Raw genomic sequence first — 25,893 nt, forward strand, 5'->3', positions numbered from 1 at the left:
TAGATTTTGCCTCGGTTTGAGGCGATATACCCCAATGTAGTTTGGTCGAACAAAAGAGAATTATTGAGTGTCAATTTGAAATTTGAAGGCTAAGCTAAGTACGGTCGGTATTTACCGATGAAACTCTAAAAAGAGCAGCGTTTGTTAATTATCTAATAGCAATCGGAGAAAATAACTTGGTAGATACTTTATTTGATGTAAATGACTTAAACGGCGACAATGGTTTTGCGCTCGCTGGTTTAGACAGACTTTTTAATTCCGATGGTTTGGGTGAAGCCGTTAGCAATGCAGGCGATATCAACGGTGACGGTTTAGATGACTTTATTATCGGCGCACCTGGTGCGGGATTAGCTTTAAAAAGTTACGACGAATATGGTCAGATCTATTATCTTAGCGATGGTCGCGGTGAAGCCTATGTCGCTTTTGGTCGAGAAGGAGGTTTTGGTGCCGAATTCGACCTAAACAAACTCAATGGCAATAATGGTTTTATAGTTCGAGGTCTAAACGAACGCGATCTCTTAGGACAAGAAGTAAGCGGTGCGGGAGATATCAATGGTGATGGCTTTGACGACTTTATCGTTAGCACCTCTTATATTAACGACAGTCGCGGCGAAGCCCATGTCATTTTCGGTCGAGCCAATGGTTTTAATCTTAATTTCGATCTAGCAAGTCTTGACGGTAAAAACGGTTTTACAATTCAAGGCATTAATAAAAACGATCGCTTGGGTTTCGCAATAAGCAATGCAGGTGATGTTAATGGTGATGGTTTTGACGACCTGATTGTTGGAGCATTTAATGTCAAGGTTGGCGATAATGTGAGTGCGGGAGAGGTCTACGTAATTTTTGGTCGCGAAGAAGGTTTTGATGCCAATTTCGATCTAAACAATCTTAATGGCAACAACGGTTTTACAGTTCGAGGTCTAAACGGACGCGATAGTTTGGGTCAAGCGGTAAGTAATGCAGGGGATATCAATAGCGATGGTTTTGACGACCTAGTTATTGGCGCACCTAATGCTGAAGCTGGTCGTAAATATAGTTATAAAGGAGAAGCCTATATCATTTTTGGTAAAGATGGTTTTAGTGCCAACTTCGATCTAAACAATTTTAACGGCAATAATGGTTTTACGGTAAGTGGTCGAAACGAACGTGATTTTTTAGGTAGTGCTATAAGTAACGCGGGTGACGTTAATGGTGATGGCTTCGATGACATAATCATTGGCGCACCTGATGGAGATGGTTTTTCTAGCAATAGTAATAGTTATCGCGGTGAAGCCTATGTCATTTTTGGTCGGAAAAGTGGTTTTGATGTAAGTTTCGATCTCAACAAACTCGACGGTAGTAATGGCTTCAAACTTCAAGGCATAGATATTTCAGATGAATTGGGTAGTGCGGTAAGCAGTGCGGGTGATGTCAATGGCGATGGCTTTGACGATATAATTGTGAGCGCGCCTTTTTTTGATAATTATACTTATGGTGACGATTCTAATAACTTCGGTGCAGCTTACATAGTTTTTGGTAGTGACAAGGGTTTCGACCCCGCGCTCGATATAGCCGATCTCGATGTCACTGAAGGTTTTACGTTCCAAGGTGTTAAACCCTCCCATTTATTCGGTAGAGAGGTTAGCAATGCAGGCGATATCAATGGCGATGGTCTGAGCGATTTAATAGTTGGCGCACCTTCAGATTATTCTCAATTTGTAGATGATGCCTATGTTATCTATGGTTTTAAGCCATCGATACTTACTGGTACCGAAAAAGACGATCGCCTTACAGGTACTGAAAAAGACGATCTTATTATTGGTCTGGCTGGCAACGATAGCCTATCAAGTCTTGGCGGTGATGACGAACTTGTTGGTGGAAAAGGTCGAGATACTCTTATCGCTGGTGCGGATCGAGACATTCTTAACGGCAATGATGGCTCGGATCGTCTCAATGGCGGTGCTGGTAATGATACTCTCGTTGGCGGTACTGGTGCCGATACCCTTAGCGGCGAGTCGGAAAGCGATCGCCTGTTGGGAGATTTAGGCAAAGATAGTATCTATGGCGGCAATGGCAACGACACTCTTAACGGTGGTGATAGTGACGATACTTTAGTCGGTGGTAAGAATAGCGATTTGCTTGACGGCGGCGATGACAACGACAGATTAATTGGTGTCGCGCTTAATAGTAATTTGGGTGCTGGCGAACAAGATACTCTAACTGGTGGTGCGGGTAGCGATATTTTTGTTTTGGGTAACAAATCTAGTGTCTTTTACGACGATCGCGATAACTTTACATCGGGAGATGCCAATTTTGCGCGTCTGAAAGATTTCAATCCCCAACAAGATAAGGTGCAGCTATCAGGTTCTGTAGATGAATATCTTCTTTTCTTTCTACCCAACGGTTCGAGTAATGTTGATGCCAAGCTAGTTTATGACGCTAACACTACTGCTGGTTCGGAAAATATCGCTCTATTAGAAAACGTTTCTGTCGATTTGAAACTGAGCGATCCTGCTTTTACCTTTGTTTGAGGTTAGCCGATATTAAGTTGAAAAACACTAATTAAATAATCATTTCTTACAAGAAACAGAGAACTACGATACTATTTGGCAAGTTTATCATGACTATCAACAGCGATCGCCCGCAAAGAAGGGCGCGTCGCCCTCAACTTTTCTCCTTTCCAAGCTAGTCGGCGTAGCGAATCGGGAGAGCGATAGGATGTTTGAACGATCGACCGTTAAAAAGCGCGAACCCTCGCCTCTCGACGACTGGCAACTAAAGATAGAAGTTTTAGGTTTGGCGGTTCATCTGGCGTTTTTTTTCTTTTAACTCTGACTAGCGAACCAGTATCCGACGATTACTGGCACTTTCTCTGTCGTTTCGAGTAGTTTTGTTTATGAACTATTTGCTGCTACAAATCCAAACGAGCAATTAGTTACGAAAAAACAAACTCGTTGATATAGTTAGCATTGACCCCAATCAAAATCGCCAAAACCTCCTCAGTCTCACTCAAATTGATTTCCGTTCGATCGCGATTTCCCGTAATTGCCAGATCTTCAAACTCCAAACCGTCAGCCAACACCAGCGAATCATTAAATCTATCGTAATCAAAAATCGTGTCCGTTCCATGACCTTTTCTCAACACAAACCCATCAACACCAGCACCCCCAAACAAGCCATCATTCCCTTTACCACCGTCAAGGCGATCCTTACCCTTACCGCCATCGAGCAATAGGTCATCCCCACCATTACCCCGCAGGGTATCATTACCCGAACGTCCGAGCAAGACATCATTGCCTCTTTGACTATTAATAACATCGTCAGAGTTGTTAAATCCTTGGAGCGTATTATCTAAATCGTTTAAAAAAGTAGCCGTATTGAAATTAAACACGCGAGAGCGAATTTGTTCGGCATCAAATACATCAAAGCTATCTTTAATTGTCTGTTGTCGGTTAAATAAGATATTACCGATACCAGATGGTAAGTTATCTAGTTGTTCTAAGTTGAAATCCGACAGAATAATTTTAGTATCGGCTACCCCATCAAAAGTAAGTTCTAAATCGCGCTCTTTCTGAGTGAGAATCAGATTATCGGCAGTTAATTGCGAACCAGCAAACTTTAGGGTATCGACTTCTTCAACAACTGCCTTAGAAGAACGAATACCAGTACCCACGCCGCCAAAGTCGGCAATAGTAATCTCGCCACTACCAGCTTTGATGGTAAAAGTATTTTGACCGCCACGATCTGAAATATTGGTATTGAAGTCAAAGTCTATCTTAGTTGTAGCCACAGCATTGGTGTTATTAAAAGCCGCGCCATCATCTACTGTAAATTCAATGGTGCGATCGCTCCTATAGACAACTTCAGCGTTGTTGTTATAAGTAAGGGTTTCTAAAACTTGACGATAGTTAGCGATGCTGTCTTTGCCCGTAAGAGAGAGCGTACCAGTAACGGCATCGTAATCAGCCACAATTTTAGTATTAGCCGTATCGGCAGCAAGAAACTCATTCTCGCCATTGAGAGGATTGGCAATTTCTACTGTCGCTTGAGAGAGAGTATTAGAATTTGAGTCAGTAAGAATTAGGTTGTCGCGATCGACAATTGAAACGGAACTGTCGCTAAAGGTAGTAGTCAAGTCGATGCCTGCATCTTCGCCGTTGATGTCTAACTGGGGTGCAGCGTTGCCAAAGATGATATAGCTTTCTCCTTGACGGTCGGTATAGGTACGACCAGAAAGAGAAGTTGGATTACCAGCATCAGGCGCACCGACTATCAGATCGTCAATGCCATCGTTGTTAACATCTCCCGCGCCACTAACTGAAAAACCAGTACCATTAAAATTGTTGATGCCTTCTAAAACTACGCCATTACTACCATCAATTTTGTCTACCTCTATCGTGCCATCTTTGCCAATTTTCTCGCCACCGAACACAAGATAGCTCTTACTCAAACCAGGCTCATAATAATAATAATTTCCGCCATCACTAGGCGCACCGATAATCAAATCGTCAAAGCCGTCGCCATTAACATCCCCTGCACTGCTTACCGAACGACCTAAAAGATCTCCTTCTTCGCTACTTTTTAGAATAAAACCGTTGCTGCCATCGAGCGCATTAGGATTTATACTACCTCTATCTCCAACTTCATTGCCGCCAAAGACTACATAGCCTAATCCCGACTCTATTAGAACATATCGTGAAACTTCTCTAAAAGCCGCTCCAATAAACAGATCTTCAAAGCCATCTCCATTGACATCTCCCGCATTGCTTACAGAAATACCAAAATCTTTTTCAGAAGAGTCGTCTACCACAAAACCCTTACTGCCATTGAGCGTGTCTACAGTAATTGCGCCACTGCTGCCGACTTCGCTGCCTCCAAATACCGCATAAGTTTCTCCGCGATTACCAACGAACCCCTCATATGATACTTTACCAGGTGCGCCAATAACTACGTCATCAAAACCATCGCCGTTAATATCTCCCCCGCCGCCAACTGAATAACCAAAACGAGCCACAGCGTAATCAAGACCGAAATATAAGTCGGGATAAGCGATATCTCCTCCAATACCTTTGAGTGCGAAGCCATTGCTGCCATTAAGCGTGCTTAGTTCAAAACTACCATCACTGCCTACATTAGTGCTACCAAATACTACATAACCCTCTCCATTTTTGTAAGTGCGATCGACGTAAGAAGGGTCGTAAATTGGTACGCCAGCAGCATTAGGTGCGCCAATAATTATGTCGTCAAACCCATCGCCGTTGACATCTCCTGCATTGCTGACAGAATTGCCAGAGCGAGCGTTTCCCTCGGTGCCGTTTATTACAAAGCCATTACTACCATCGATGGAATTTAGTTTGACATTACCATCACTGCCAATTTCTGTTCCGCCAAACACCACATAGCTTTTTCCTACTCTAAATTCCCCGTAATAAGTGATGCCAGCAGGCGCGCCAACGATTAAATCGTCGATACTATCGCCGTTAATATCTCCTGCATTGCTGACCGAGCTACCTAAGTAGTCTATTTTATTAACACCTTTTAAAACAAAACCATTACTGCCGTTCAGGGAGTCTAAATCGACATTGCCTTCGCTGCCAAGTTCGCTACCGCCAAACACGACATAGCTTTCTCCATAACCACCAGTTTTGTTGTTATAGCTACCAGGTGCGCCAATAATTATGTCGTCAAACCCATCGCCGTTGACATCTCCTGCATTGCTAACGGAAGAACCGAGGCGATCGTATTTATCTATACCGTTAATTACAAAACCGTTGCTACCGTCGATATTACCAAGACTAAATAAAGAATTTACCATAGTAGTGTCGCCGAGACGCTTATTTAAAATAGTTATATAAACTATTTACCAATCGAATCTTACCTTAGTTCGTTGCAGTTTTTTCTTAAAAGTTTTCTCAGACACAATCACTTAACTAAAAAATGGTTCGCTAGTTAAATAGTAAGGGGTTACAAACAGATTACGGTGTCTCCGCGTACCAATAAGCTTTGCTTTTGCTGCCGCTTCACACCGTTCGTATAATTCATTCCTCAAGCAAAATCTGACTTGTTACACCCATGCCGCCAAACTCTGGTGATTTTCAGGAAAACCCATTTGTGCAATGTCAATTCGATGCTGGTGAAGCAAGCTGAATAAACGATTTTTCCAATGATTATTCGGACTAACGATCTCTAGTAAGTATTCTAAAATTACCAAGGTATTATACAATTTACGCTCGGCATTAGGATTCAAACTAGCAACTACTTTAAGAGGACGTTGCTTTGGAAGCTTTAATGTAATCGTAAAATTATGATTCCAAAGTCGATTATGATGAGCGCATTTATTTCTAACAAAGTTTAAATGGTGCAAAAAAGAAACTAAATTTTTCTCGTCCATATCGTATAGGCGAGAAATAGCGTTACGATCTTGTCTATGTTTCAAATTTTCATACCAATGAGAAAGTTCTCCAAACGTCATAATTTCTACCATAGCCCAGAGAGGAGGTAGAAGCTCATCATATTTATGACGCAAATGAACGATAAAATCTTCCTGACTTTTCGACACTTTATTTTTCAGTTAATTTACTGCGGTTTCGTGTTTCCATTTTTTAGTGCTTTTAAACAACGCACCATTAAGATGAGCGTGCGCTCCATGCTGTTGAGACAAGTAATACGCCCATTTGGAACGAATAGAAACTTCAATTCGTTCGATCGCATCAAGAACTAGTAAGCGAAGTTCTCGGTCGAAAATATATAAGTTTAAAACATCTTCAAACTTCGTGCCTTTTTTAAAGCGATTTGTTTGACGATTTTCTAAAAAAGGAATCCAGTAAGCACTCAAACGATAGTAGTTAAGATGCCCTAAGTAACGTTCGGCTACTTCTAAGTTTTGTACGATTAAACCACGATGTTGCAGAAGAGATAATTGTTGCTGTAAGGTTCTATGGGGTTTATCAAACCGCACGGTATAGCCTGAAAAATAGTAACCTCCCTGGGTGCGCTTCATTGAGAGGCGTGGGAGGTGTTGTTACTCTTAATACTAACATCAGTTGAGAAAAAAGGTCAATTTAAGGTTGCGATATTGCACTTGTTTTTTCACTCTCCAAGCAGGAACTGGCGCGGACCACATCTGCTTGCCCATAAAATATCAAGTTCGGACAAATGTTCTATTGAAACATATTGACATGGTGTTGCCGTTAATCCCGATTCTAGTAAATTTTCCTTGCCGATAGAACGTAACCAAGCGACGACATCTGCGGTTTTTTTTCATCCCATAACGTTAAGCTAGCTTGGTTTTGGAGATTTCTTGGTAGCTGGCGATCGCCCTACCTTGAGCATTAACCAAAACAGTTTTCTCGACAATTTCGGTTTTAGTCAACACGGCATCGGCTTTACAAGATGCCCCAATATTTAATTCTTACGCTATCTTTAATTCCTTATCCACAGCAGCTTCAACCAGACAGGCAGGATACCATTTGGTACGACGCTTCGACTCTCTAACCTCGACTAATTTTCCATTAGACTGAGTTACCCAACGTTCGATCTGCTGGAGTAAAATCTTAGTCTCCTCAATGCTAGCTCTCTGTTTGGTCAGTCCCGAAGCAATTAGAGCGGCAATGTCTAACAACTGCTTGTAGGGAATTTCTCCCCATTTATCCTCGCTTTTAACGATATATCCCGTCCAGCATTCCCATTTCTCGTTGTACCGCAGTTTATTAATAAAGAGTAGATGCAGTAAATTTAGGGCTATTTTTTGTTTTTGCTTGCTCGTGCTATGTCGCATCGTCTAATAATCTTCTGATAGCTCCGTTTTTCGTTGCAGTCCCTATTCTATCTTGATAAGCCTCTAGCAATCTGTAGGTTTCCTCATCCAAATGCACCACATAGTCGATACCAGTTCCAGGCTTGTAGATTATCTCTTTGCTCATTGGCTGAGGTTCGATGTCTAGATCGGAATTGTTTTGATTGACAACCTCTTTAACTATTCTGGCACTAGGTACTTTACCTCCAGTTTTTTCAACAGCAGTAAGCCAGACTTCTCTCTGTTGTTCGGGAGATAACTTAGCTAACGGTCTACATTGTGATTCTTTTGTAGGTAGTACATTAGTTTTGAGAACAATTTGTTCTCGTTTGAGATTTTCAACTACTTCAGCAGCAAGAATTAAATAATCGACAGCACGTCTGGTATAGTCGAAGCGATCGCGCACATAAGCTTCAAAAGTAGCATGAGTTTCCCGATAGAGTCTCTTGTCGCGTAGTAGTTTGAGAGCCTGACCAGCAACAAAAAAGGCTTGCTGAACGGTAATTTCGAGATTGTTCCTTTCCTGTCTTTCTGATTCTGTAAGCAGATTATCTGGAACGATTTGTCTGACTACTCGCCATTCATCGTTATCGTTTTGTTCGACGCGATTGCCCAAATCGTGTAGTCTCTGTCGGACTTCTGAAACAGGAGCTTCCAAAGCAATCGCTAGTTCAATGATACAGATGTAGCTATTAGTTTGAGCTAGTTGAACGAATACTAAATTTTCTGAAATCATTTTTGGTACTCGAACGAATAAATAATTAATAAATCAGGAATGAGCTTTTAAGATCGATCGCTATGGTTTCGATTTCTTTCATACTCTCGAACATAGTCTTCTAATATTTGTCTGACCAACTGTGCTGTAGTTATGTTCATGCTTTTAGCTATGTCAGTCAGTTTTTGTCTATAACCTTTATGAAGTCTTGCGCTGGTTATCTTTTCATCTAAGTTAGAGGACTCCATAAAACGTCCCTGTTCGTCCCTTGGTCTGTTTTCCACTAATAAAATCATCCATAGATTTTCCTTTGGTTAGCTTACATCTATCTATAACTATACCATAGACATCCATTGACTACCATTGACTTCAATGGTAGGATGAATTCAAAGCGACAAAGGGCGATCGCCTTTCGGAACTCACAGTCAATTAAATACCGTCAAATACCAAACGCTAATTTCTCTGAAATACAGCGTGGGCTTGAGAAACCTAATTCTTCACCCTCAATATGACTCAAAAATTACTAATGGTAGAAATCAGAACTCTTCAAAATCCTGACATTGATATAGAAACTCTTCCCACCATAACTATCTACCACGACTCACAAGATAACTATTTTATGTCTTCGGGAATTGAAGAGATTAAAAACGCAGTTGAAGGTATGATGCCTCACCTCGGTACTAATTGTCGTCAGTCTCTTTTCTTTGCCGTCGAAATTGTTCGAGGTAACGAACTCTATGCCTTTCTCGACTCTTTATCTTCTTTCAAGGGTAGAAAACGAGCTAGTAAGTTCGGAAATCATAGCTAATAGTTGGTCTTGAAAGGGCGAGCTTGCCTACGGCATAGCTCCGCAACGCACTGTTAAAAGAGCAATATGCGGTGGGTACGTTGGAAGTAAGGATAGTTAATAGCTAGTTTGCAGAGGTTAGTATGGAAATTACACCAGATGTTGCCAACGCTCTTGGGTATTACGTTTATGCTTATGTAGATCCCAGAAATAGTCAAATTTTTTATATTGGCAAGGGTACAGGATCGCGAGCAACATCTCACTTAAATGACCGAGAAGAAACCAAGAAAGTTGCTCGTATAGCAGATATTAAGGCATGTGGCATGGAACCGCGTATCGACATGATTGCCTACAATCTACGTGATGACATGGAAGCGAAGCGAGTTGAGACTGCTCTAATAGAATTAATTGGAATCAAAAATCTTACAAATCAGATACGTGGGCAAGATGCGGTTGAGTACTTCCGCAAACCCCTAGATGATTTCCTTATGGAGTTCGCTCCAACTCAGGCTGAGATCCAGGAGCCATGTCTGTTAATTCGTATCAATAAGAGGTATTGGTATGGAATAAGTGAACTAGAACTATATGAATCAACTCGTGGAATTTGGGTTATAGGTTCGAGAAGAAAGAATGCGCGTTATGCGATGGCTGTCTATGCAGGTATCATTAGAGAGGTTTATGAAATAGAAAGTTGGCACCAGGCTGGTTCAACATTTTACCAGACTAGAGATCGACAAGAGTTGAAACAGCATTCTGCTAAACGTTGGGAATTTATTGGGAATCTTGCACGGGATGCTATTCGGCAAAAGTATAGAGGTCACTCGGTTCAACACCTTTTCAAGAAAGGGCAACAAAGTCCAATTGTTGGTGTAGGGCTTGATAGTTAATCCGACTTACTATAGAGGGCGATGCGGTCTAACAATTCAAATGCAGCCAATTAAAATGCTTCATGTTTGGTTGTTAGTCCTTCGCTGCTGATGACTTGAGACGTTTTACTGGCTGACTTCAAATGTCGCTCGATTAGAAATTTTAGTTGCCTGGGAACAATGGAACTAGAGAAAGCCCCACTGATATGAGGTTCGATATTGATGAAGAGGGCTAGCAAGTTAGTTGTCTATGCGCTAATTACAGCAGCGATTGGCGCAAGCCTGTGCGCGGTAGCGCAATCGCCCGCAGAAAAGGGCGCGTCGCACTTAATTTTTCTACTATTCAAGCTAGTCGGCGTAGCGAATCGGGAAGGCGATAGGGTGTTACATTCCTCAACCAATTAGTTACCGAACTCTCGCCTCCCGATGACTGGCAACTAAAGACTGAAGTTTTAGGTTTGGTAGCTCATCTGGCGTTTGCCTGAATTAGAGAAAGTTTTAGCAATTTTAGATGAAAATTTAGTTCCTAATTGGGATAAATTGAGGTTTTTTGTTACGGCAGATTATCGACTTGAAGGCAAAACTTCGATAGAAATTTTAAGCTCAAGCGATTCTCTAGATTCGCTAATACTGGCAGCATCAGCTTATGGGGTGCATAGTGCTGGCTGAGTTCAAAAACTTGCTACACAATCGCCAATTGCTACCATTTTGCTTACTATTGTTTTTACCTAAAAAAGTAATAAATAACACTACAGATTGTCGAGTTGCGATGATTCATTAGCAAATTGGAAAAAAGTTGTTATACCTATTCGCACACTCGATACGCTTGCGCCAACTCGTTTTGAACTATTTTATTAGTTTGTTATATTATAAAATAATATTATGTAATAATAATACTAAATATTATCATGTCCAACATAAGTATCAGCGTTGATGATGAAAATTTGAGTTATCTAAACTCCCAAGTATCCAATCGCAGTAAGTATATTAATGATTTAATTGCCAAAGATCGTGCTACTAAGTTTGAGGAAAAAATGCGCGAAGGATATTTAGCTCAGAAAAATAATTCGCAAATGAAAGAAGAAGATCGTTTATGGGAGATAACTTTAGGGGATGGTATCGAAGACGATTAGACGGGGTGATATTTGGTTTGTTCGACTCGATCCTGCTGAAGATTCGGAAACCAAGAAGACCAGACCTTGCTTAGTATTACAAAACGACATTGGCAATAAGTATGGAGATACAACTGTCATAGTTCCATTTTTGGCTTCGGGAGACTATCCATTCATCGTCAATGTTTTTTCTTCCAAGCAAAATGGACTAGATCGCCAAAGAGGATTAAATTTGAGCAAAATTCGTTCTGTATCTATGGCTAGATTTAGAAATAAAATTGGTGCAATTGAAAACAAATATTGGAGCCAGATTGAAAGAGCTTTACTAGTTGAGTGTGGTTTTATTAATAGTTAGTTTTGTACGTAGAATGCTTCTAGTACTTGTAATAGCTTCTCTTCCAAAGGAGTCAAATAGGAGCGATCGAGTTTGGAGAGTCCGTTGAGAACCCATAAAGCCGCCTCATCTAAAGAACCCGTTTGGTGGAGTTTGGTCATCCGCACGCCAATATCTTCAAGGTTTTTGTATTCGCGTTTATTAAAGCCCATCGATTCTAAATTCTCAATCGGCACTTCAATATTATCTTCAGCCCAAGTATCTACCATGCAGCTATTTGCCAGAACCTGACTGACGATACACCAGCAGTCTCCTTTACCTTTGAGCTTGGAATTGCCTTTAACTACAATGCGACAAACCTCACGTTCGACAAAAGGATTTTCTCTGTCGCTATCTTTGGCAAGATAGAGACGAACGGCTTCAGCGACAATAGCATAACTCGGTATTTTCCCTTCTGCTAAAGCTATGGCATCGAGCCACACTTCGAGTTGGGCATCTTTATCTAACTTAGCTTTAACAATCGGTCTTAGCTGTCGCTGTCGGGTAGGAAGTGGGAAATGCCGACCATTGGTCGGTAAATTGTCCGATAGATTTTGATAGATTCTAGCTGCCGCCATTTTAAGGTAGGCGTAATCGCTACTGTAGCCAAAAACATCAAGACAAAACTCTTCAAAATTAGAGTGGGTGTTACGATAGAGACGGAGTTCGTTGAGTTTAGCTAGTGCCATACCCGAAGTATGAAAGCTGCTTGTTACCTGATGTTCCAAAGTGGCGCGTAGTTCAAGTTCTTCGGCACTTAAGGAACTAAAAGCACTATTCACCCCGACAATATTATTTTTGCTGGAACTAGATTTTTTTCTTCTGTATTTGCTCCTCCACTTACCCACGATTGCGCCTTTTGAAAGAATAAGATAGTTGTGGTAATTGTACCGTTTTTAGCTCTTTTTTCAGAGCAATTGGTCGCGCAGCCTATTGCCGATGGCAATCGCTATCAAAAAGGTTTTATAAGCAAAAGCCCTTGCCTCTAAATAAACGATAACGAGTAAAAATGCAGTTTATTAAAAGTGCATTTTTGAAAAAAGGAAAATTGTTACCTGTTAAGAAGTACAATAATTCAATAATCGATAATTACGCTTATCGTCAATTGAAAGATCGAGTAATGTTAGTTGCTTCTCCACCATCTACCCCAAACCATCTCGCTCCCAATTCTTTTATGGATGCTTGGTCGGATTTTTTAATTCACGATGTGGGAAGTGGTGCGGCAGCAGACGACACGATACGTACTTATGTTACCCAGATAAAGCAATATTTAATCTGGTGCGAGCGAGTTGGAGTCAATCCAGCTTTAGCAGGTAGAAAAGAAATTAAAGCCTATCGTCGTAGTTTGCATCGGGAACGAGGGCTAAAAAGTAGCACCATTGCTCTAAAGCTAACGACAGTAAGGCGATTTTACGATGCTGCTATAGAGGCAGGGTTGCTGAAGCACAATCCCGCAATCGGTATTAAACCACCGTCGATGCAGTCCGATCCGTGTTCGGCGATTGCTTTTTTAGAAAAATTTGAAGTAGATGAATTACTAGAGATAGTAGCTTCGAGCGCACCTCAAGGAAAGGTAGCGATCGATAACCCACTCAAGCAAGCACGAGATTTATTTATCGTCGAATTTATGGTGCGTGAAGGTCCGCGAACGGTAGAACTGCATCGTGCCAATTTAGGAGATATAGTCCGTCAGGGAGACAATTTGGGAATTAAAGTTTTTGGCAAGCGCAACCTGAGAATCGTACCTCTAACTCACTCACTGGCAGAGCTATTAAAAAATTATTTGGTAGCTAGAAAACTAGTGGGACAAAAGCTCGATACTGATTCCCCATTACTCGTATCTGTAGGCAATCGTAGTCGTGGCAGTCGTCTTTCTCGTTCTCAAATTCGGACATTAGTAACGAGCTATCTCAAGAAAAGTGGTTTAAAAATTAAAGCGGGAAGAACGCTTTCAACTCATAGTCTCAGACACACTGCGGGAACATTAGCTATCAGAGCGGGAGCAGAACTGCGTCAGGTACAAGATTTATTAGGTCATGCCGATTTGCGTACTACTGCTGTCTACGTTCATGTTGGCGATCGCTGGGAGCATAATCCTGCCGCTCTCTGGTCTGATTGAATTAGCTTTAGTCTTACGCTCCTTCTATCATAGAAATAGTTCGACGTAAGTACCCCGCTCGTTTTCGCAAACGCAACCTAGATTCGGCTTCATTTAATATTGCTTCTTTTAAATTTGGATGATTTTCAAGCAATACTATAGCTGCTTCAATAAAAGTTTCTGGAGTAATTTCTCTTTGGTTACAGCAGGTAGTCAATTTAGTTCTGGCGTTTTGTTCGAGATGGATAGCCAATCGCTTACCAATTTTTGGTAAACTTTCTAATTCTGACGAAAGCTGCTGCATTTTTTGAGTGGGAGATAGTTCGGCTTCAACAACAAGTTGTTTGGTTTTTGTAGGTTCGGTTGATTTCAATTTTGTCTTAGTTTGGTAATTACAATCCATATTTTTAAAGTTGATTTTCAAAAAAGTATCTCTTGCAAGAATTTTAGCTCCGATTTGCGATCGCTCAGTCTAATAGCTTGTATTGAAAAGTAGCCATAAGTTATCGCAGCATACAAAAAATACAAATATATTCTTTGTCATAACCTCAGCCTTATATTTACAGCAATAACCACAAGAGCTAGAACGCGCTCTTTACGCTAAATTTTTGCCAAATCTTTATAACTAAAAGCTCAATTTCTCAGAAATTCTTATATTTCTCAAAATCTATCGTAGGCAAATTTTTAACCGCGAAACTTCACCCTGTAACGAGATTCATACTGCTGTATCGCACCTTAACATACGATTCACCATAATAAAAGCTCTTGATTTTTGATATAGATCTAATGTATTATCAGACCAGCCGTCTATTCGTTCAGAACGATCGCCTAATAAATCGTGAAAACAGTAGAGTTCAAGCTAAAACTTAATAAAATACAGCGAGCGACTATCGATAGCTGGCTTGAATCTTTGCGCTGGGTCTGGAATGAAGGATTGGGACTGCTTTTAGAATTTCACCATCAAAAATACTACAATTGGCTAGAGAAAAAATTAGTGGGCGTAAGCGCGAATTCATTTCGCGCTGATGACCGTTCAGTGATTTCACGCGATCGAGAGTTTAGAAAATGCTATTTAAAATTTTCTAAGACCAATGCGTATGCCGCTAGCTGTCCGATTTCAGTTGGCAAAACTCCCCATCCTGTATGTCCTTTACCCGTTCCCCAACCGCGTCTGAAATACGACAACTTTAAAGGACTTATAGGGTATATCACTAAAACCAATTACGCCGATTGTCCCCATTTAAAAGGAATTCCTGCCAAGTTTATCGCGGGAACTTTAAAACACTTAGCCGAAGCGTGGCAAGCATACAAAGATAAAAAACGTACCATAGCTCACCAACCAAAATTCAAAAGTAAACTGAGAGGCGACCGTTTAAAGAGCCTCTATTGTATACAGCCTGAGAATATAACCCTACACATTAACCACAATACCTTTGCCTGTCCTGGGGTTAGCGTTCTCGGCAAATTAAAAGTACTCAACAAAAATCTCGAAAAGCGTTGGCAAGAAGAAATCAAACCACGCACCCTCCAGATAGTTAAAACGGCATCAGAATACTATCTTCAGCTAAGCGGCAATTTACCAGAAGAAACCGAAAAACCAAGCCAAAAAGCGTGTGGCTTAGATGTTGGCTTACAGTATATATATTCTGACGATCTCGGTAAACAAGTAAAACCACCGCGCTATTATCGCGCCTCACAAAAGAGATTGCGAAAGTTTCAAAGAAAGTTAACCCGACAACAGAAAGATTCTAAAAACAGTATCAAAACCAAACAGGCAATCGCCAAACTGCATGAAAAAACCAAGCGTCAGCGACGAGCATACAATCACAAACTCTCAAGCTATTTAGTAAAAACATTTGGAACCAAGCGTCAGCGACGAGCATACAATCACAAACTCTCAAGCTATTTAGTAAAAACATTTGGAACCAAGCGTCAGCGACGAGCATACAATCACAAACTCTCAAGCTATTTAGTAAAAACATTTGGTGCGATTGCCGTAGAGGACATTAAAATAGCCAATCTCAATCGACGACCAAAACCCAAAAAATGCGAAGATGGTAAGGGATGGGAGAAAAACAACGCCAAAGCTAAATCGGGCTTGAATAAAAGCTTTGCCGATGCTGGTCTAGGGCAACTGCTGACGATGATTGAAACTAAAGCTAAAGCGCATCAGAGAGAATTTATCAAAGTCAAAGCGAACTTTACCAGTCAGGATTGCCCGAAGTGTGGCACGCGCCAGAAAAAAAGCTTATCACAGCGTACACATAGATGCAGTAACATTGGGTGCAATTATGTTGCACCAAGAGATGTAGCAGCCGCAATCTGCATCAGAGCCAAAGCAGATTTCTTAGGAAACTACCTGCCTTTAGGTGGGAATGTTAAGCCTCTGAAGGAGGTGCATAGCACTTCAGTGCAGGAGGAATCTACAATTGTAGAACTTGGGCGTGATGCGCTCACAATCCCTTCCCATGAGGAAAAAACTAATAGAAAAAATAGAAGAAAAACCCAGCAGTGCGCGAAACGAGAGGTACGTAAAAACAATCTCTATTTCAATGCCTTTCAAACTCTTACCATACCTGGATTGGCAACTAATTTTTTAGCTGAGGACAACCGCGCCCCAGATAATTCGGGCAGTTTGGGATTGAAAGCAAAACCTAAAAAGAAAAGGCAAAAAAATAACAGTGTCGCGCAAACAGCACCTGAAATTCAGTTAGTGCTTAATTTTCAAGCTGCTACTGGGTAAATTATTTCTAATACTTATTTGGGATTGAAAGCAGGAACTTTTGGGGCATAGCGATCCCAAGACAACGGCAATTTATGCCCATGTTTTAGAAAAACACGAAAATAATCCCGCTCTTGGTATTGATGTAGAAATTTAATTATTGAATCTAGCCAATCTAGGCAATATTAGAGGAAAAAAGGGCGATTGCCTACGGGCGATCGCTCTTTCTAGCAAAATTTCGATGGTAAGATGTATGAATTCTCAAAACCGAGAAAAAGAAATATTTTCTAAGCTAATCAAGGAACTTCGCTCTAGTCGAGACATAAGCCATTGAAAAATCTCTTACAATAATAAATGATTACCCCACCCTGCTTCGCTGTGTTGTGTCGAGCATGGGAGTTGCTAGTTAAGATTGTCAGTAGTGCGAGCTAATGTATTAATCTGGTTTCCAACCAGGAAGAGAACGGACTTTCTTTACTGCAAAGATAAAAAACTTTTGCACCGCAACAAAAAGTTCGGCAGTTTCCGAAAGAGAAGTTGAATTTTGGCAAATAAAAGACAATTGCTCGATCTCTGCTATATGTTCGGCTACCCAGGCAGGAAGCTCTCGCTCTTGAGTGTTGCTAGAGTCACACCCAACTAAGTAGTTGGCATCTAGTAGTAAAGCATTAAGAGAATTGTTGGTCGCTATTTGGCAATAGCGAATAATACTGTTGCGAGATTTTGGCGAAAACCCGTAGAGAAAAGGGAAAATCGTTCTCTTCTGAAGGAGCGATCGCTCGTGCATCAAAGCCAAATACTTTTCTGCTGCTTCTAGTGAAACAGCGGATCTTGCTAGATATCTGTTGATTTTTTTTTTATTCATTCTATTTTCTACTTGAAAAAATTTTTGTTAAATTGAATCGCGCTTTGGTAGTTCACCGAGCGAGCGACATCTCTAACGTTAGATCGTGACCAAATTCCAAATAAAGATATTTTTTGACCCAATCTAGGTCTTTATTCAATCGTTTAGCAGCATTGCCTAAATAATCTTGATAAAGCTCGAATAAAGAGTCTGTTTTTTGGTGGTTGAAAACTGCTCCCCTACCCCAATCAAAAGGTGGAAAAAAATTATATTTTTCTTTGAATTTTACTGCTGCCCAGGTTGGGGCATAACCGTTACTGTAAGCGTGTCTTAAAAGCTCGCGATATAAAACCAGCTTTTCTTTATCTGTCGCAATTGCCAATCGGTTTGTACCCAGAACACTTACGAGTTTTTTCAAATCGAAATTATATCCACAGTGAGGACAGCGTAAACAGGTCGCGTAAATATAGACTCCACAACCTCCATCAAGTGTCGGGCAGATTTTTAGAGGAGCTTTCCCTTGAATTTTATTTTTTTCTTCTTCACTCAAACTCAATTCAATTTCCTCTAAATCTTCAATAAAACCATGTTCGATAACGTTTTGAGACTGATCTAATACCAAACAGTCATGTTTGGCAGGTGCTAAACGCAACCCTCTACCTAACTGTTGAAAATATAAAGCTTTTGATTTTGTAGGACGTGCTAGCATAACGCAACTTACTTCAGGTACGTCAAATCCTTCTGATAAAGCTCCACAGGAAGCTAAAACTAAAAGTTTGCCGCTACCAAGTTGTTTGTAAAGCTGATTTCGTTCGGATATTGGCGTTTTTCCCGTCACTACCGCTGCTTCTATCCCTCGTTCTAGAAACGCTTTGGCGATATTTTCTGCGTGTTTTACTCCCACCGCAAAAGCAACGCTACGACGTTTGTAGCCCAAATCAAACCAGCTATGGCAAAGCTGCTGTATTAGTTCGGGGCGATCGCAAACGGTATTTAGCTGCGGAACATTGTAATCGCCGTTGGTTACTTCCATCTCATCCAAAGATACGTCGAAATCTAACCCATAATAAGAAGGTTTAACTAAAAAATTAGACTGAATAAGTTCTTTGGGCATGGGGGTACATACTAACGCTGAATAAATATCTCCCAAAGATTCTTTTTTTGATAACCTCCAGGGCGTAGCAGTCAAACCTAAATAAATAGCATCAGGAAAAAATATTTGCATTATTTGCTGACAGATACTGCTAAACGCCACAAGATGGCATTCGTCAAAAATAATCAAATCGAATTTACATTCTTTCCATTTCTGACGATTTGGCAGGGTTTGCACTGAAGCAATCTGGACGTTCGCATCGATATTTTCTTCCCAACCTGCCTTAAAAAAACCACAATTTAATCCGACCGCAGCGAACTTATTATAGGTTTGAGCAATTAAGATATCTCGATGCACCACAAACAAAACTCGTTTATTTCGACTTACCGCGTCGAAGATCACTTTAGTTGCGATCAGCGTTTTGCCCGAACCCGTAGCAGATACTAATAATATTCTTTTTACCGATTGGCGAATTAAATTGTAAGTATCTGAAACTGCTTTTTTTTGATAATTTCTTAAAGTATAGGGAATTTTTTCGCTCACTTGGCAAACTTTAAAATATTTTGTGAATTCAAAAAGATAAAGAAAAGAATCAAAGATTCTTTATCAAAGAAAAACTCGCTCTAAAACTCGATTGTAGTATACTTTCGGTATTTCATAATTTTGGTTTTTCGAGTGCTTGTTGGGTGAAAATTTCGGACATAGCCGTTTTGTTTACATAATTGATTTAAACTGTAATCCCAAACGTATTAACATAGCGATCGCGACAAAAACTCCTAATCCCAAACGAGCGTAGTTGACAAGTTTCATCGTTTGTTTGGAAGGAGGTGAAATTTTATTTGACTTTGAAAAAAGTCTCTTATTACTCGGCATTTTTATCCTGTTTTTCTAGTTGTATTTTAAGTAATTCTTCTTTGAGATTTATATCGAGCAATTTATCAGAATTATTAAATTGATTGACAAATATTATTATCATAGCTAGATTCGCTAGAATAGAAGCTAAGATACAAGCTATAGTTGTAAACTTCAAATAAATGGTCGAACGTTCTTGTAGTTCAGTTTGTTTTGTTCCATTAGTATCGTATTTATTCATAAAAGAAAGTTTGCCTTTTCGTTTACCAGTCATAGCTTTACACCTCAACTAATTAATCTCGATAAATAAACTAAGTTTGCCAGCCAATTTTTTGATTTAACTGCCTACAAATATCCAATCATTAACTTTTATCGAACCTAAAGGACTAGGAATAGGACCAATAATGTAGGGTGATTCACCGCAATGTGTTTGGAAATTGAAAAAAATCATGTTTTCTGCGGTATCGGTATTTTCATAGGTTTCCCAAAGGACGACTTTAAAAGTATCGCCAAACGGATGAATGCCAGTAGGTTCGTATCCGATCGAACACCCCGTACCTCCAAGAACTTGTTGGTATTTACCTGAAATCCACTGACTGCCCTCAAAAGGTAACTGAACGCTTTGTCCCATGTTTTCAAAATCGTCTAATTCGATGTTGGCGCAATTAACTTCACAGGGAACGGAAAAACCCTCTAAATAAGAACCGCTAATAGTGTGTTGACGGTTAACTTCAGAAGTTCCCCAAATAAAGTCAGCCCTGGCAATAATCGAACCAGTGTCGGATATGGAATTGGGATAATCGTCTAAAGGGACTTCACTCAATCCTGGAATCTCGCCGACAAAGCTACTTTGCCAACCTTCAAATTCTGAGAGATTCGTTTTTTCTAAGTTAGGGATGGAGGAAACACTGTATTGAGTCAGATCTATATTATTTAGTTCTAACTTTCCTAAATTAGGATTGAATAAAAGTAACTGTCCTAGTTGCTGGCGAGAGGTAAACAATCCATTTTGGGACAATAGCTCTTCAATTGGAGCTATTTCTTCGGCACTGTAGCTTTTTAAATCTGGAATAGCTTCAATTAAAGAAGATAGAGTTTGTTCTCCTAATAAGGGGAGTTCAGATAGAGGAAGACTGTCAAAATCGATTGTTTCTGAGGATTTGGTAGATTGTGCTATTTCTTCTAAGGTAAAAGATTGTGGAGCGAGAAAGTTTTCCAAATCTCCTAGCTTTAAAAAGCGATCTGGTGTATCACCTGCATTCCAAACTCGTTCAAAATCATATCCGATTAAGTCATTGTATTCATCCCCAACTGCACCAGATTCATTTACACCTTGTAAATCGGCAAAAGAAAGCTGCTGCCAATCGGGAGGAGGTTCTATTTCATAGGTGACTGAAGAATTTGATTGAGCTTTAGCAGCAAGAAAATTCGTACCATAGCTTACTAAAGCTAGAAAGGTGAAGATGGCAAGAAAAGTCGATTTTCTAGTATACATGAATTTAAATGGTAGCTAGGGTTTCAAACGGAGTTTCGGGCAATTTTGCCGAATGGGTTTTTGTTGATGAAGGGAGTTAACAATTGGTTCTGATTCACTTGTTAGAGTTTGAAGCTGCGCGGCATATTGCAAAATTTCTTCTGACAATTCCGTTCCCGTGTTTAGCCACTCCGCGCTTTCAGAGTTCCATAAAGCTGAAAAAGCTCTTTTTCCCGTACTATTGTCAAATACAGCAATTATATTTGTAGCGTCATCCCACTCAATAGTAAAATTCTTCCCCGAATGAGAAATAATTTTTCTTTGATTGAGAAACTGTACCAGTTGCTCGGCAGTATCGGCAATTTGAAGATTGTTATTCATCGAATTCCTCGACGTTGAGACTTTTGCTGGCTGTGGTTTTGTATCTGTTGCTGTTCGGAAAGAGCTTTGTTAACTTTTGGGGCTACTTCAGAGACAAAATAAATCTCTTTATCTTCGCTAATTTTGGTGTTCCCCGAATCGTTCCAGCGACCATTACTCCAGGTAGCTTCTAGAGATTCTTCTGGATTATTTTTGTCTCTAAAAATAATAGTTTTAGTATCGCTCAGGTACTCTACGAGAACACTCGCTTTATCAACCTTGTGAGTTTGGTTGAGATTTAGATAGTTTGAGAGTATTGGGGCAATAGTATCTACTCTTTTTTGTTGTTTTTCTTTATTTAACTCTCGTTTGATTTCATCTATTTCAGAAATACCAATCTGGCTGAAAGTGCCTGTCGCATTAGCTTCAATAATATTTTTATTGTCCTTTTTAACAATCAAACGATCGCTATGAAGCTCGATGGAGTATTTACTCATACCAATTTGAGAAATTTCCCTGTCGTTGTTTGCAACTTGTTTAATAATTTGGTTTAGTTGAAGTTCGTAGGTATTTTCTTGTTTTTGAGTACCTTTAGCCGTTAAAGATGGATCTTTAAATGCCTTCATCGCTCCTTGTAGCTCGTCAAGATTTGAGTTGTAAGCAGTGCAAGTTAAGCGATTCTTTGAGAGTATACTACCTTCTAGTTCTTTAAAAGCTGCTATGGTTTTATTCTGGCGATCTCTTATCTGATATTCTCCAGATTTGGTTCGTTCTATATTGTAGTCACCAACGCTATACTTATTATCTCCAAGTCTTCGTTCGCCAGTTTGGTATTTATGGTAAGCGTGTTCGATCAGACGTTTGGTCGTAACGTAGGCAGCTATTTTTTGGGTTTGAGTATCGAACCAAGTTTTAGCTTTATGTCGATCGCGTTCGACATTTTGTGAAATAGATTCCGATATCTTGCCAAGCCAATTTTTAGTTTGAGAATATCGCTCCTGAATTTTATTGACTTGTTCTTTAACTAGTGAAAGCGTTTGTTCGAGGGAACGTCGTTCGCTTGAAGAAAGCGAAGGAACTTGTTGGGATTCGAGTTGAGAACGTGTTTTAGTAGTAGGGTCTAAAGGTTGAAATTTGCTAGCAGCAGAAGATATTGCTTCTGCTCGATAATTAGTGTCGAGAGTTGGATGTTCGGTTTTAATTTTTTGCCAGAGACTATTAGAATTGCCAGTTAACTCTTGAAGACGTTCGGAGTTAGCGGTTTCGGGAAAAATATTTACATTTGTTTGTGAATAAACTATAAGCTCGTTGTTTTTGACATCGATCAGGGCTATGTCATCGCGATCGCGCCAGAGTTGGTAGTCTCCAATTTGGGAAACATTAAGCTCCGTATCTTGTAAAACTTCTCTTGCGGGTTCGGTCAAATTTAGAGCGATTTCAACCAATGTGTTTTGTTGTCGATCTACTACCAAATCTTCGGTTGTTATTTTTGGTTCGATATTTTTCTCTACGGCATTATTTAGATACTCAAGCTCATTTTGCTGTTCGTTAGCCGACTTTTCTTCACTTAGAGAGTCAACATTTTCAACTCCCTCGACTTTATCGTCTAAAGTAGCAATCAGATCTTTAAAAGCCGAGTACATATTTGATTCTTGTTCGGGAACGAAAATATTTGGGGAATTTGACATTTCTTTATTAAAAACTGGTTTTCTCAATTCAATATTGCTAGTTTGCTCGAAGTTTTCTCTTGCTTTGGCGAACAAAGTTGCATATTCACGATTTAAATATCGAGCAGTAGATAAAAGGGATAATTTTGGTTCTGTTTGTTGAGGCTCGCTCATTGTGCCTTTAATTAGTAAACTTTAAGTTTTCAAGAATATTCAAATTTAGGCTAATATACTTAGTACGGTCTACTATAAGCTCCGAACCATATTGAAAAATGGCACATTCGCAATCGAATTTCCATTCAGTAAATTTAGGTGTATTTGAAAAAATTGAGGAGTCTTGGTTAAGATAAATTGTTCGCTCGTCTTGGTACTTCAAAACGCAAATTTCATCAAAATATATTTCTATTAGATTGGGTAGATAATTGCAGGGAAAAGGGTATTTTTGTTTTTGCTCTATTAAATATTCTAATATAGGAGGATTGGCAATAATCGATTTTTTAGTCGATTCGGCAAGCTGCCAATTGCGAATTACTTTTGATAGTTGTAATGTTTCAAAACTCATGATTTCGTAGTATTAATTACATAAAAGACCTAAATTCTTCTGCTTTCTCTCGTTCTTTATCATTATGTACAGATGCAGAATTAGATTCTGATTTTGGTGGTAAAGGAAAAAGTTTTTCTGCTAGAGCTTCTCTTTTTTCGATTTCTGAATCTAAATCGCGATTTTTTCGAGAAGCTATTTCTCGATTAGTCAAATTACGAATAATTTGCTCCGACCACAATTTTTTACACTTGGTTTCATCTTTTTTATCTCTTCTGGGAATTTTTATGCGGCGTAAATGCCAGGGAATATCTCCTCTTGTTTCCGATTCAGAGGCACTGTTTATGTAAACGCACTCACCTTTGCGAAAACTTGTAAAGTCATCGGATTTAAGAATAGGAGTAAGTTGAGTTTGTTCGTTAATAGATCTCTGTCCGCCAATGCTGCCTAAGTTACGAGAAGTGGTTTTGTTTTTAACAACTACTTCTTTATCACCTATATAAGCTGAAAAATCACGAGCAGTTTGTAAATTACCTGGATTGAACCAGAAGCGAGTTCCTAGTGGACTGCGTAAAATACTGGCTCGACCTTTACCGTAAGAGTCTTCTAGTTGTTCGATAGATTGATAGCCATAAATACCGACATAACCTTTAGAGCGATGTTCGTTAGCATAAGTAGGCAGATTTTCAATTTTGATAGTTGTTAGTTCGTCAAAGCTACAAATCAAAGGAACTTCTCTTTGAAAAGCAAAATTTTGATTGATGAGAGTTTCGATCGTGGCAGCAAGTAAAGGATTGACGACTTGCTGGCGCGAGATGTCGCTTTGAAAGATTAAAATTTCTTTTCGCTCTAAAATTAACGAAGTGTTAGTCTCGCCTAAAAAACTAGCTAATAGATCGTGCTGCATAAAGGTAGTAATAATATCCTGTGCGCCAGCTAAAATTCCACTACTAGTTTCTTCAGCTTCGGCTACTGATATTATTTGCTTGAAGCCAATCTGAACCCATTTAGAAAAATACTTCAGATTTTGAGTTGCTGCATACTTCAAACGTTTGGCAAAATCAGGCAGTTGCAACAGACAAAAAGCCATAGCCAAATCGGGATAAATAGTATTTTTGGCAAGAAGAAAGGAAGCAAATAAAACTCTTTTACCAGCAGGACCAAAAAATCCATCCGTTTTACCAGTATCGCCTCTGAGATTGGCATGAAAATTTTTAGCCAAAGTTTCGGCAGTAGTCATATCCTCATCATCAGTAATGAAATCTAAAGGATTGATTACGCAGCTATAGTCTCGACCTGGAGCGAAGATTCGTAATTTATATCCTCGGCGTACCGCAGACGCACCAACAAAAGGTATTTGTCCTCCAAGTCCATGTGGTCCACCTTTATAGTCGTAAAGAAATATAGGATAATTTTGTGCGATCGCGCTGCCTAATACCCGATCGATTACGCTAAAAGTTTTTCCACAGTTGGGACGACCGACAACTTCCATTGACTGATTGGCATTAGGAATAAATAAACTAGGTGGATATCCAGTAAGCCAAATTTTACAAAAAGGCATAAACCAGTCGAGTTGCCACCGTCGAAAAGAGCCTGAAAAAAGACAAATTTCATTGATATGATTACTCTTTAGCTGCTCTATAGCAGTTTTAACGGTGCGAAGTTTTACCCTGTTGTTAGCTAAAGTAGCCCTGGTTAACTGACTTTTCTTCTCTCCTCCGAGATTGGCGACCGCTAAGATAAATAGCAAGCCTATTAATAACAGTAGATTGGGATCTTTTAGCTGTTCGAGGAGATCGCCAAAGACATAGGTAAAGCTGGACATAATAGTTAACTCCTTACACTATTAGTATTGTCTAGAGTTAAAATCTTCAGTTTCTAAGGGCATCAATCTGCGTCTGGTTTCTTCTTGTAAACCAATTTTTCCCAGTTCGCTTAATAGTGAAAGTGGAAGCTCGAAGGAACGGGCAGCTTCTTTTAAAGGAGTATCGTTCAAGCTTAAAGCAATACATTCAGCTACAGCCAAAACTAGAGGATCGTCGGCTGCTATAGCACCTCGCTCTAACTTAGTTTCTAAACCCAATCTAATATCTTCGGGAGTAGCTTCACCTAATGAAGTAACTAGAGTATTTTTAGGTTGTGGAGGTTTGGTAGCTACTGGCTTTTTGACAACATCAGGTGAAACCGAGACTCGGTTGTTATCATCTTGAGCATCGCTATTGACAATAACAAACTCGTATTCCTGCTGGTTGCCATTTTTGTCAGCAGTAACGACAAACAAGTTAGGTCTAGAAGTTGTAGTAGTGCCTGGAATCTCAATGTTTTGAATGCGCCGCAAAAATATCGATTTAGCTAGACCCGATTCGACAGGGGCATTAAGAGTGTATATGTGGCGAGACTGGTCGCTGAGAAGAACGAAAGTAATAGTTTCTCCATTTTCAAAGCTAATAGCTGTAGCTTTACCCTGTGAAACATTAACCGTAGTCGATTCAGCTTGAGCTTGGCTCGCTCCTATATTTTTAGTTTCGGCTGTTACTGGTAAAAAAGTCATTCCAGCAAGCATGAATCCTAAAGCACCAGAAACTAGATTGAATTTGAGAATTTTTTTGCTCATG

General features: G+C 39.8%; 23 protein-coding genes and 1 pseudogene. 8 read left to right on the forward strand and 16 right to left on the reverse strand.

The genetic code is table 11. From position 1 onward, the window contains the following. Positions 1 to 176: 176 nt before the first annotated feature. Positions 177 to 2,510: an FG-GAP repeat protein gene (locus KV40_RS24255; protein ID WP_052055913.1), complete on the forward strand. Its 2,334-nt coding sequence runs from the start codon at positions 177 to 179 to the stop codon at positions 2,508 to 2,510. A gap of 404 nt (positions 2,511 to 2,914) precedes the next feature. Here KV40_RS24255 and KV40_RS24260 read toward each other — a convergent pair whose 3' ends face one another. The 5 genes and pseudogenes from KV40_RS24260 to KV40_RS24280 all read right to left on the reverse strand — a co-directional run bounded on the left by KV40_RS24260 (position 2,915) and on the right by KV40_RS24280 (position 8,785). Then, the gene (locus tag KV40_RS24260) at positions 2,915 to 5,794 is read right to left on the reverse strand and encodes an integrin alpha (RefSeq protein ID WP_052055914.1); all 2,880 of its coding nucleotides are present in this window, start codon (positions 5,792 to 5,794) and stop codon (positions 2,915 to 2,917) included. Between the two features lie 249 nt (positions 5,795 to 6,043). Continuing rightward, positions 6,044 to 6,979 (reverse strand): annotated as a pseudogene (locus KV40_RS36805) (Abi family protein). Between the two features lie 411 nt (positions 6,980 to 7,390). Then, positions 7,391 to 7,756 (reverse strand): hypothetical protein, encoded by a 366-nt coding sequence (locus KV40_RS24270; protein WP_036486814.1) that lies wholly within the window; start codon positions 7,754 to 7,756, stop codon positions 7,391 to 7,393. Then, positions 7,746 to 8,510, reverse strand: a complete 765-nt coding sequence (locus tag KV40_RS32550) for a hypothetical protein (protein ID WP_052055915.1) — start codon at positions 8,508 to 8,510, stop codon at positions 7,746 to 7,748. The genes KV40_RS24270 and KV40_RS32550 overlap by 11 nt, the downstream gene beginning before the upstream one ends. 47 nt (positions 8,511 to 8,557) lie before the next feature. Further along, a complete protein-coding gene (locus KV40_RS24280; protein ID WP_036486818.1) occupies positions 8,558 to 8,785 on the reverse strand; it encodes a hypothetical protein in 228 nt (75 codons plus the stop codon). A gap of 212 nt (positions 8,786 to 8,997) precedes the next feature. Between KV40_RS24280 and KV40_RS24285 the strand changes: the two genes are divergently transcribed. The 5 genes from KV40_RS24285 (at position 8,998) to KV40_RS24310 (ending at position 11,609) form a co-directional block, all read left to right on the forward strand. Continuing rightward, positions 8,998 to 9,297, forward strand: a complete 300-nt coding sequence (locus KV40_RS24285) for a hypothetical protein (RefSeq protein WP_036486820.1) — start codon at positions 8,998 to 9,000, stop codon at positions 9,295 to 9,297. Positions 9,298 to 9,419: 122 nt separating this feature from the next. Next, positions 9,420 to 10,163 carry a hypothetical protein gene (locus KV40_RS24290; RefSeq protein ID WP_036486822.1) on the forward strand — a complete coding sequence of 248 codons (744 nt, stop codon included), beginning with the start codon at positions 9,420 to 9,422 and terminating at the stop codon, positions 10,161 to 10,163. Positions 10,164 to 10,619: 456 nt separating this feature from the next. Further along, a complete protein-coding gene (locus KV40_RS24300) occupies positions 10,620 to 10,811 on the forward strand; it encodes a hypothetical protein (protein ID WP_036486824.1) in 192 nt (63 codons plus the stop codon). Positions 10,812 to 11,050: 239 nt separating this feature from the next. Beyond that, positions 11,051 to 11,275 (forward strand): hypothetical protein, encoded by a 225-nt coding sequence (locus KV40_RS24305; protein WP_036486825.1) that lies wholly within the window; start codon positions 11,051 to 11,053, stop codon positions 11,273 to 11,275. Then, complete coding sequence (locus tag KV40_RS24310) at positions 11,256 to 11,609, forward strand: type II toxin-antitoxin system PemK/MazF family toxin (protein WP_036486830.1); 354 nt, start codon at positions 11,256 to 11,258, stop codon at positions 11,607 to 11,609. The genes KV40_RS24305 and KV40_RS24310 overlap by 20 nt, the downstream gene beginning before the upstream one ends. On the opposite strand, the gene KV40_RS24315 is transcribed toward KV40_RS24310, so the two are convergent. After that, positions 11,606 to 12,409 carry a hypothetical protein gene (locus tag KV40_RS24315; protein WP_052055916.1) on the reverse strand — a complete coding sequence of 268 codons (804 nt, stop codon included), beginning with the start codon at positions 12,407 to 12,409 and terminating at the stop codon, positions 11,606 to 11,608. The genes KV40_RS24310 and KV40_RS24315 overlap by 4 nt on opposite strands. Positions 12,410 to 12,636: 227 nt before the next feature. Here KV40_RS24315 and KV40_RS24320 point away from each other — a divergent pair, with 227 nt between their 5' ends. Then, positions 12,637 to 13,746, forward strand: a complete 1,110-nt coding sequence (locus tag KV40_RS24320; RefSeq protein ID WP_253274376.1) for a tyrosine-type recombinase/integrase — start codon at positions 12,637 to 12,639, stop codon at positions 13,744 to 13,746. 13 nt (positions 13,747 to 13,759) lie between these two features. On the opposite strand, the gene KV40_RS24325 is transcribed toward KV40_RS24320, so the two are convergent. Beyond that, positions 13,760 to 14,098, reverse strand: a complete 339-nt coding sequence (locus KV40_RS24325) for a hypothetical protein (protein WP_156114160.1) — start codon at positions 14,096 to 14,098, stop codon at positions 13,760 to 13,762. A gap of 465 nt (positions 14,099 to 14,563) precedes the next feature. Between KV40_RS24325 and c2c8 the strand changes: the two genes are divergently transcribed. Next, a complete protein-coding gene (gene c2c8, locus KV40_RS24330; RefSeq protein WP_036486834.1) occupies positions 14,564 to 16,468 on the forward strand; it encodes a type V CRISPR-associated protein C2c8 in 1,905 nt (634 codons plus the stop codon). Positions 16,469 to 16,883: 415 nt separating this feature from the next. Here the strand turns inward: c2c8 and KV40_RS24335 are convergent, their stop codons facing one another. The 9 genes from KV40_RS24335 to KV40_RS24375 all read right to left on the reverse strand — a co-directional run bounded on the left by KV40_RS24335 (position 16,884) and on the right by KV40_RS24375 (position 25,892). Continuing rightward, the gene (locus KV40_RS24335) at positions 16,884 to 17,312 is read right to left on the reverse strand and encodes a hypothetical protein (RefSeq protein WP_036486837.1); all 429 of its coding nucleotides are present in this window, start codon (positions 17,310 to 17,312) and stop codon (positions 16,884 to 16,886) included. A 52-nt stretch (positions 17,313 to 17,364) separates the two neighbouring features. Then, positions 17,365 to 18,927: a DEAD/DEAH box helicase gene (locus KV40_RS24340; protein WP_036486839.1), complete on the reverse strand. Its 1,563-nt coding sequence runs from the start codon at positions 18,925 to 18,927 to the stop codon at positions 17,365 to 17,367. Positions 18,928 to 19,246: 319 nt separating this feature from the next. Continuing rightward, the gene (locus tag KV40_RS24345; RefSeq protein ID WP_036486841.1) at positions 19,247 to 19,510 is read right to left on the reverse strand and encodes a hypothetical protein; all 264 of its coding nucleotides are present in this window, start codon (positions 19,508 to 19,510) and stop codon (positions 19,247 to 19,249) included. 63 nt (positions 19,511 to 19,573) lie between these two features. Next, positions 19,574 to 20,731, reverse strand: a complete 1,158-nt coding sequence (locus KV40_RS24350) for a hypothetical protein (RefSeq protein WP_036486956.1) — start codon at positions 20,729 to 20,731, stop codon at positions 19,574 to 19,576. Between the two features lie 15 nt (positions 20,732 to 20,746). Next, complete coding sequence (locus KV40_RS24355; RefSeq protein ID WP_036486843.1) at positions 20,747 to 21,091, reverse strand: hypothetical protein; 345 nt, start codon at positions 21,089 to 21,091, stop codon at positions 20,747 to 20,749. Beyond that, positions 21,088 to 22,911: a hypothetical protein gene (locus KV40_RS24360; protein ID WP_036486844.1), complete on the reverse strand. Its 1,824-nt coding sequence runs from the start codon at positions 22,909 to 22,911 to the stop codon at positions 21,088 to 21,090. Before KV40_RS24360 ends, KV40_RS24355 begins: the two co-directional genes overlap by 4 nt. Positions 22,912 to 22,918: 7 nt before the next feature. Further along, positions 22,919 to 23,299 (reverse strand): hypothetical protein, encoded by a 381-nt coding sequence (locus KV40_RS24365; RefSeq protein ID WP_036486845.1) that lies wholly within the window; start codon positions 23,297 to 23,299, stop codon positions 22,919 to 22,921. Positions 23,300 to 23,315: 16 nt separating this feature from the next. Next, on the reverse strand, positions 23,316 to 25,103 hold the full coding sequence (locus tag KV40_RS24370; RefSeq protein ID WP_052055918.1) for a type IV secretory system conjugative DNA transfer family protein: 1,788 nt from the start codon (positions 25,101 to 25,103) through the stop codon (positions 23,316 to 23,318). A 21-nt stretch (positions 25,104 to 25,124) separates the two neighbouring features. Beyond that, entirely contained in the window at positions 25,125 to 25,892 is a 768-nt protein-coding gene (locus KV40_RS24375) for a hypothetical protein (protein ID WP_036486846.1), read from the reverse strand. Between the last annotated feature and the right edge of the window lies 1 nt (position 25,893).

This window comes from Myxosarcina sp. GI1 (assembly GCF_000756305.1).
In the GTDB taxonomy this organism is placed as follows: domain Bacteria; phylum Cyanobacteriota; class Cyanobacteriia; order Cyanobacteriales; family Xenococcaceae; genus Myxosarcina.

What these genes read in the sequence shown, in the direction of transcription:
- KV40_RS24285 (WP_036486820.1), top strand. Translation starts at nt 8,998, where the DNA reads ATGACTCAAAAATTACTAATGGTAGAAATCAGAACTCTTCAAAATCCT.
- KV40_RS32550 (WP_052055915.1), bottom strand. Translation starts at nt 8,510, where the DNA reads ATGATTTCAGAAAATTTAGTATTCGTTCAACTAGCTCAAACTAATAGC.
- KV40_RS24280 (WP_036486818.1), bottom strand. Translation starts at nt 8,785, where the DNA reads ATGATTTTATTAGTGGAAAACAGACCAAGGGACGAACAGGGACGTTTT.
- KV40_RS24345 (WP_036486841.1), bottom strand. Translation starts at nt 19,510, where the DNA reads ATGACTGGTAAACGAAAAGGCAAACTTTCTTTTATGAATAAATACGAT.
- KV40_RS24375 (WP_036486846.1), bottom strand. Translation starts at nt 25,892, where the DNA reads ATGAGCAAAAAAATTCTCAAATTCAATCTAGTTTCTGGTGCTTTAGGA.
- KV40_RS24360 (WP_036486844.1), bottom strand. Translation starts at nt 22,911, where the DNA reads ATGAGCGAGCCTCAACAAACAGAACCAAAATTATCCCTTTTATCTACT.
- KV40_RS24355 (WP_036486843.1), bottom strand. Translation starts at nt 21,091, where the DNA reads ATGAATAACAATCTTCAAATTGCCGATACTGCCGAGCAACTGGTACAG.
- KV40_RS24270 (WP_036486814.1), bottom strand. Translation starts at nt 7,756, where the DNA reads ATGCGACATAGCACGAGCAAGCAAAAACAAAAAATAGCCCTAAATTTA.
- KV40_RS24305 (WP_036486825.1), top strand. Translation starts at nt 11,051, where the DNA reads ATGTCCAACATAAGTATCAGCGTTGATGATGAAAATTTGAGTTATCTA.
- KV40_RS24350 (WP_036486956.1), bottom strand. Translation starts at nt 20,731, where the DNA reads ATGTATACTAGAAAATCGACTTTTCTTGCCATCTTCACCTTTCTAGCT.
- KV40_RS24310 (WP_036486830.1), top strand. Translation starts at nt 11,256, where the DNA reads ATGGTATCGAAGACGATTAGACGGGGTGATATTTGGTTTGTTCGACTC.
- KV40_RS24260 (WP_052055914.1), bottom strand. Translation starts at nt 5,794, where the DNA reads ATGGTAAATTCTTTATTTAGTCTTGGTAATATCGACGGTAGCAACGGT.
- KV40_RS24370 (WP_052055918.1), bottom strand. Translation starts at nt 25,103, where the DNA reads ATGTCCAGCTTTACCTATGTCTTTGGCGATCTCCTCGAACAGCTAAAA.
- KV40_RS24365 (WP_036486845.1), bottom strand. Translation starts at nt 23,299, where the DNA reads ATGAGTTTTGAAACATTACAACTATCAAAAGTAATTCGCAATTGGCAG.
- KV40_RS24290 (WP_036486822.1), top strand. Translation starts at nt 9,420, where the DNA reads ATGGAAATTACACCAGATGTTGCCAACGCTCTTGGGTATTACGTTTAT.
- KV40_RS24320 (WP_253274376.1), top strand. Translation starts at nt 12,637, where the DNA reads ATGCAGTTTATTAAAAGTGCATTTTTGAAAAAAGGAAAATTGTTACCT.
- KV40_RS24335 (WP_036486837.1), bottom strand. Translation starts at nt 17,312, where the DNA reads ATGAATAAAAAAAAAATCAACAGATATCTAGCAAGATCCGCTGTTTCA.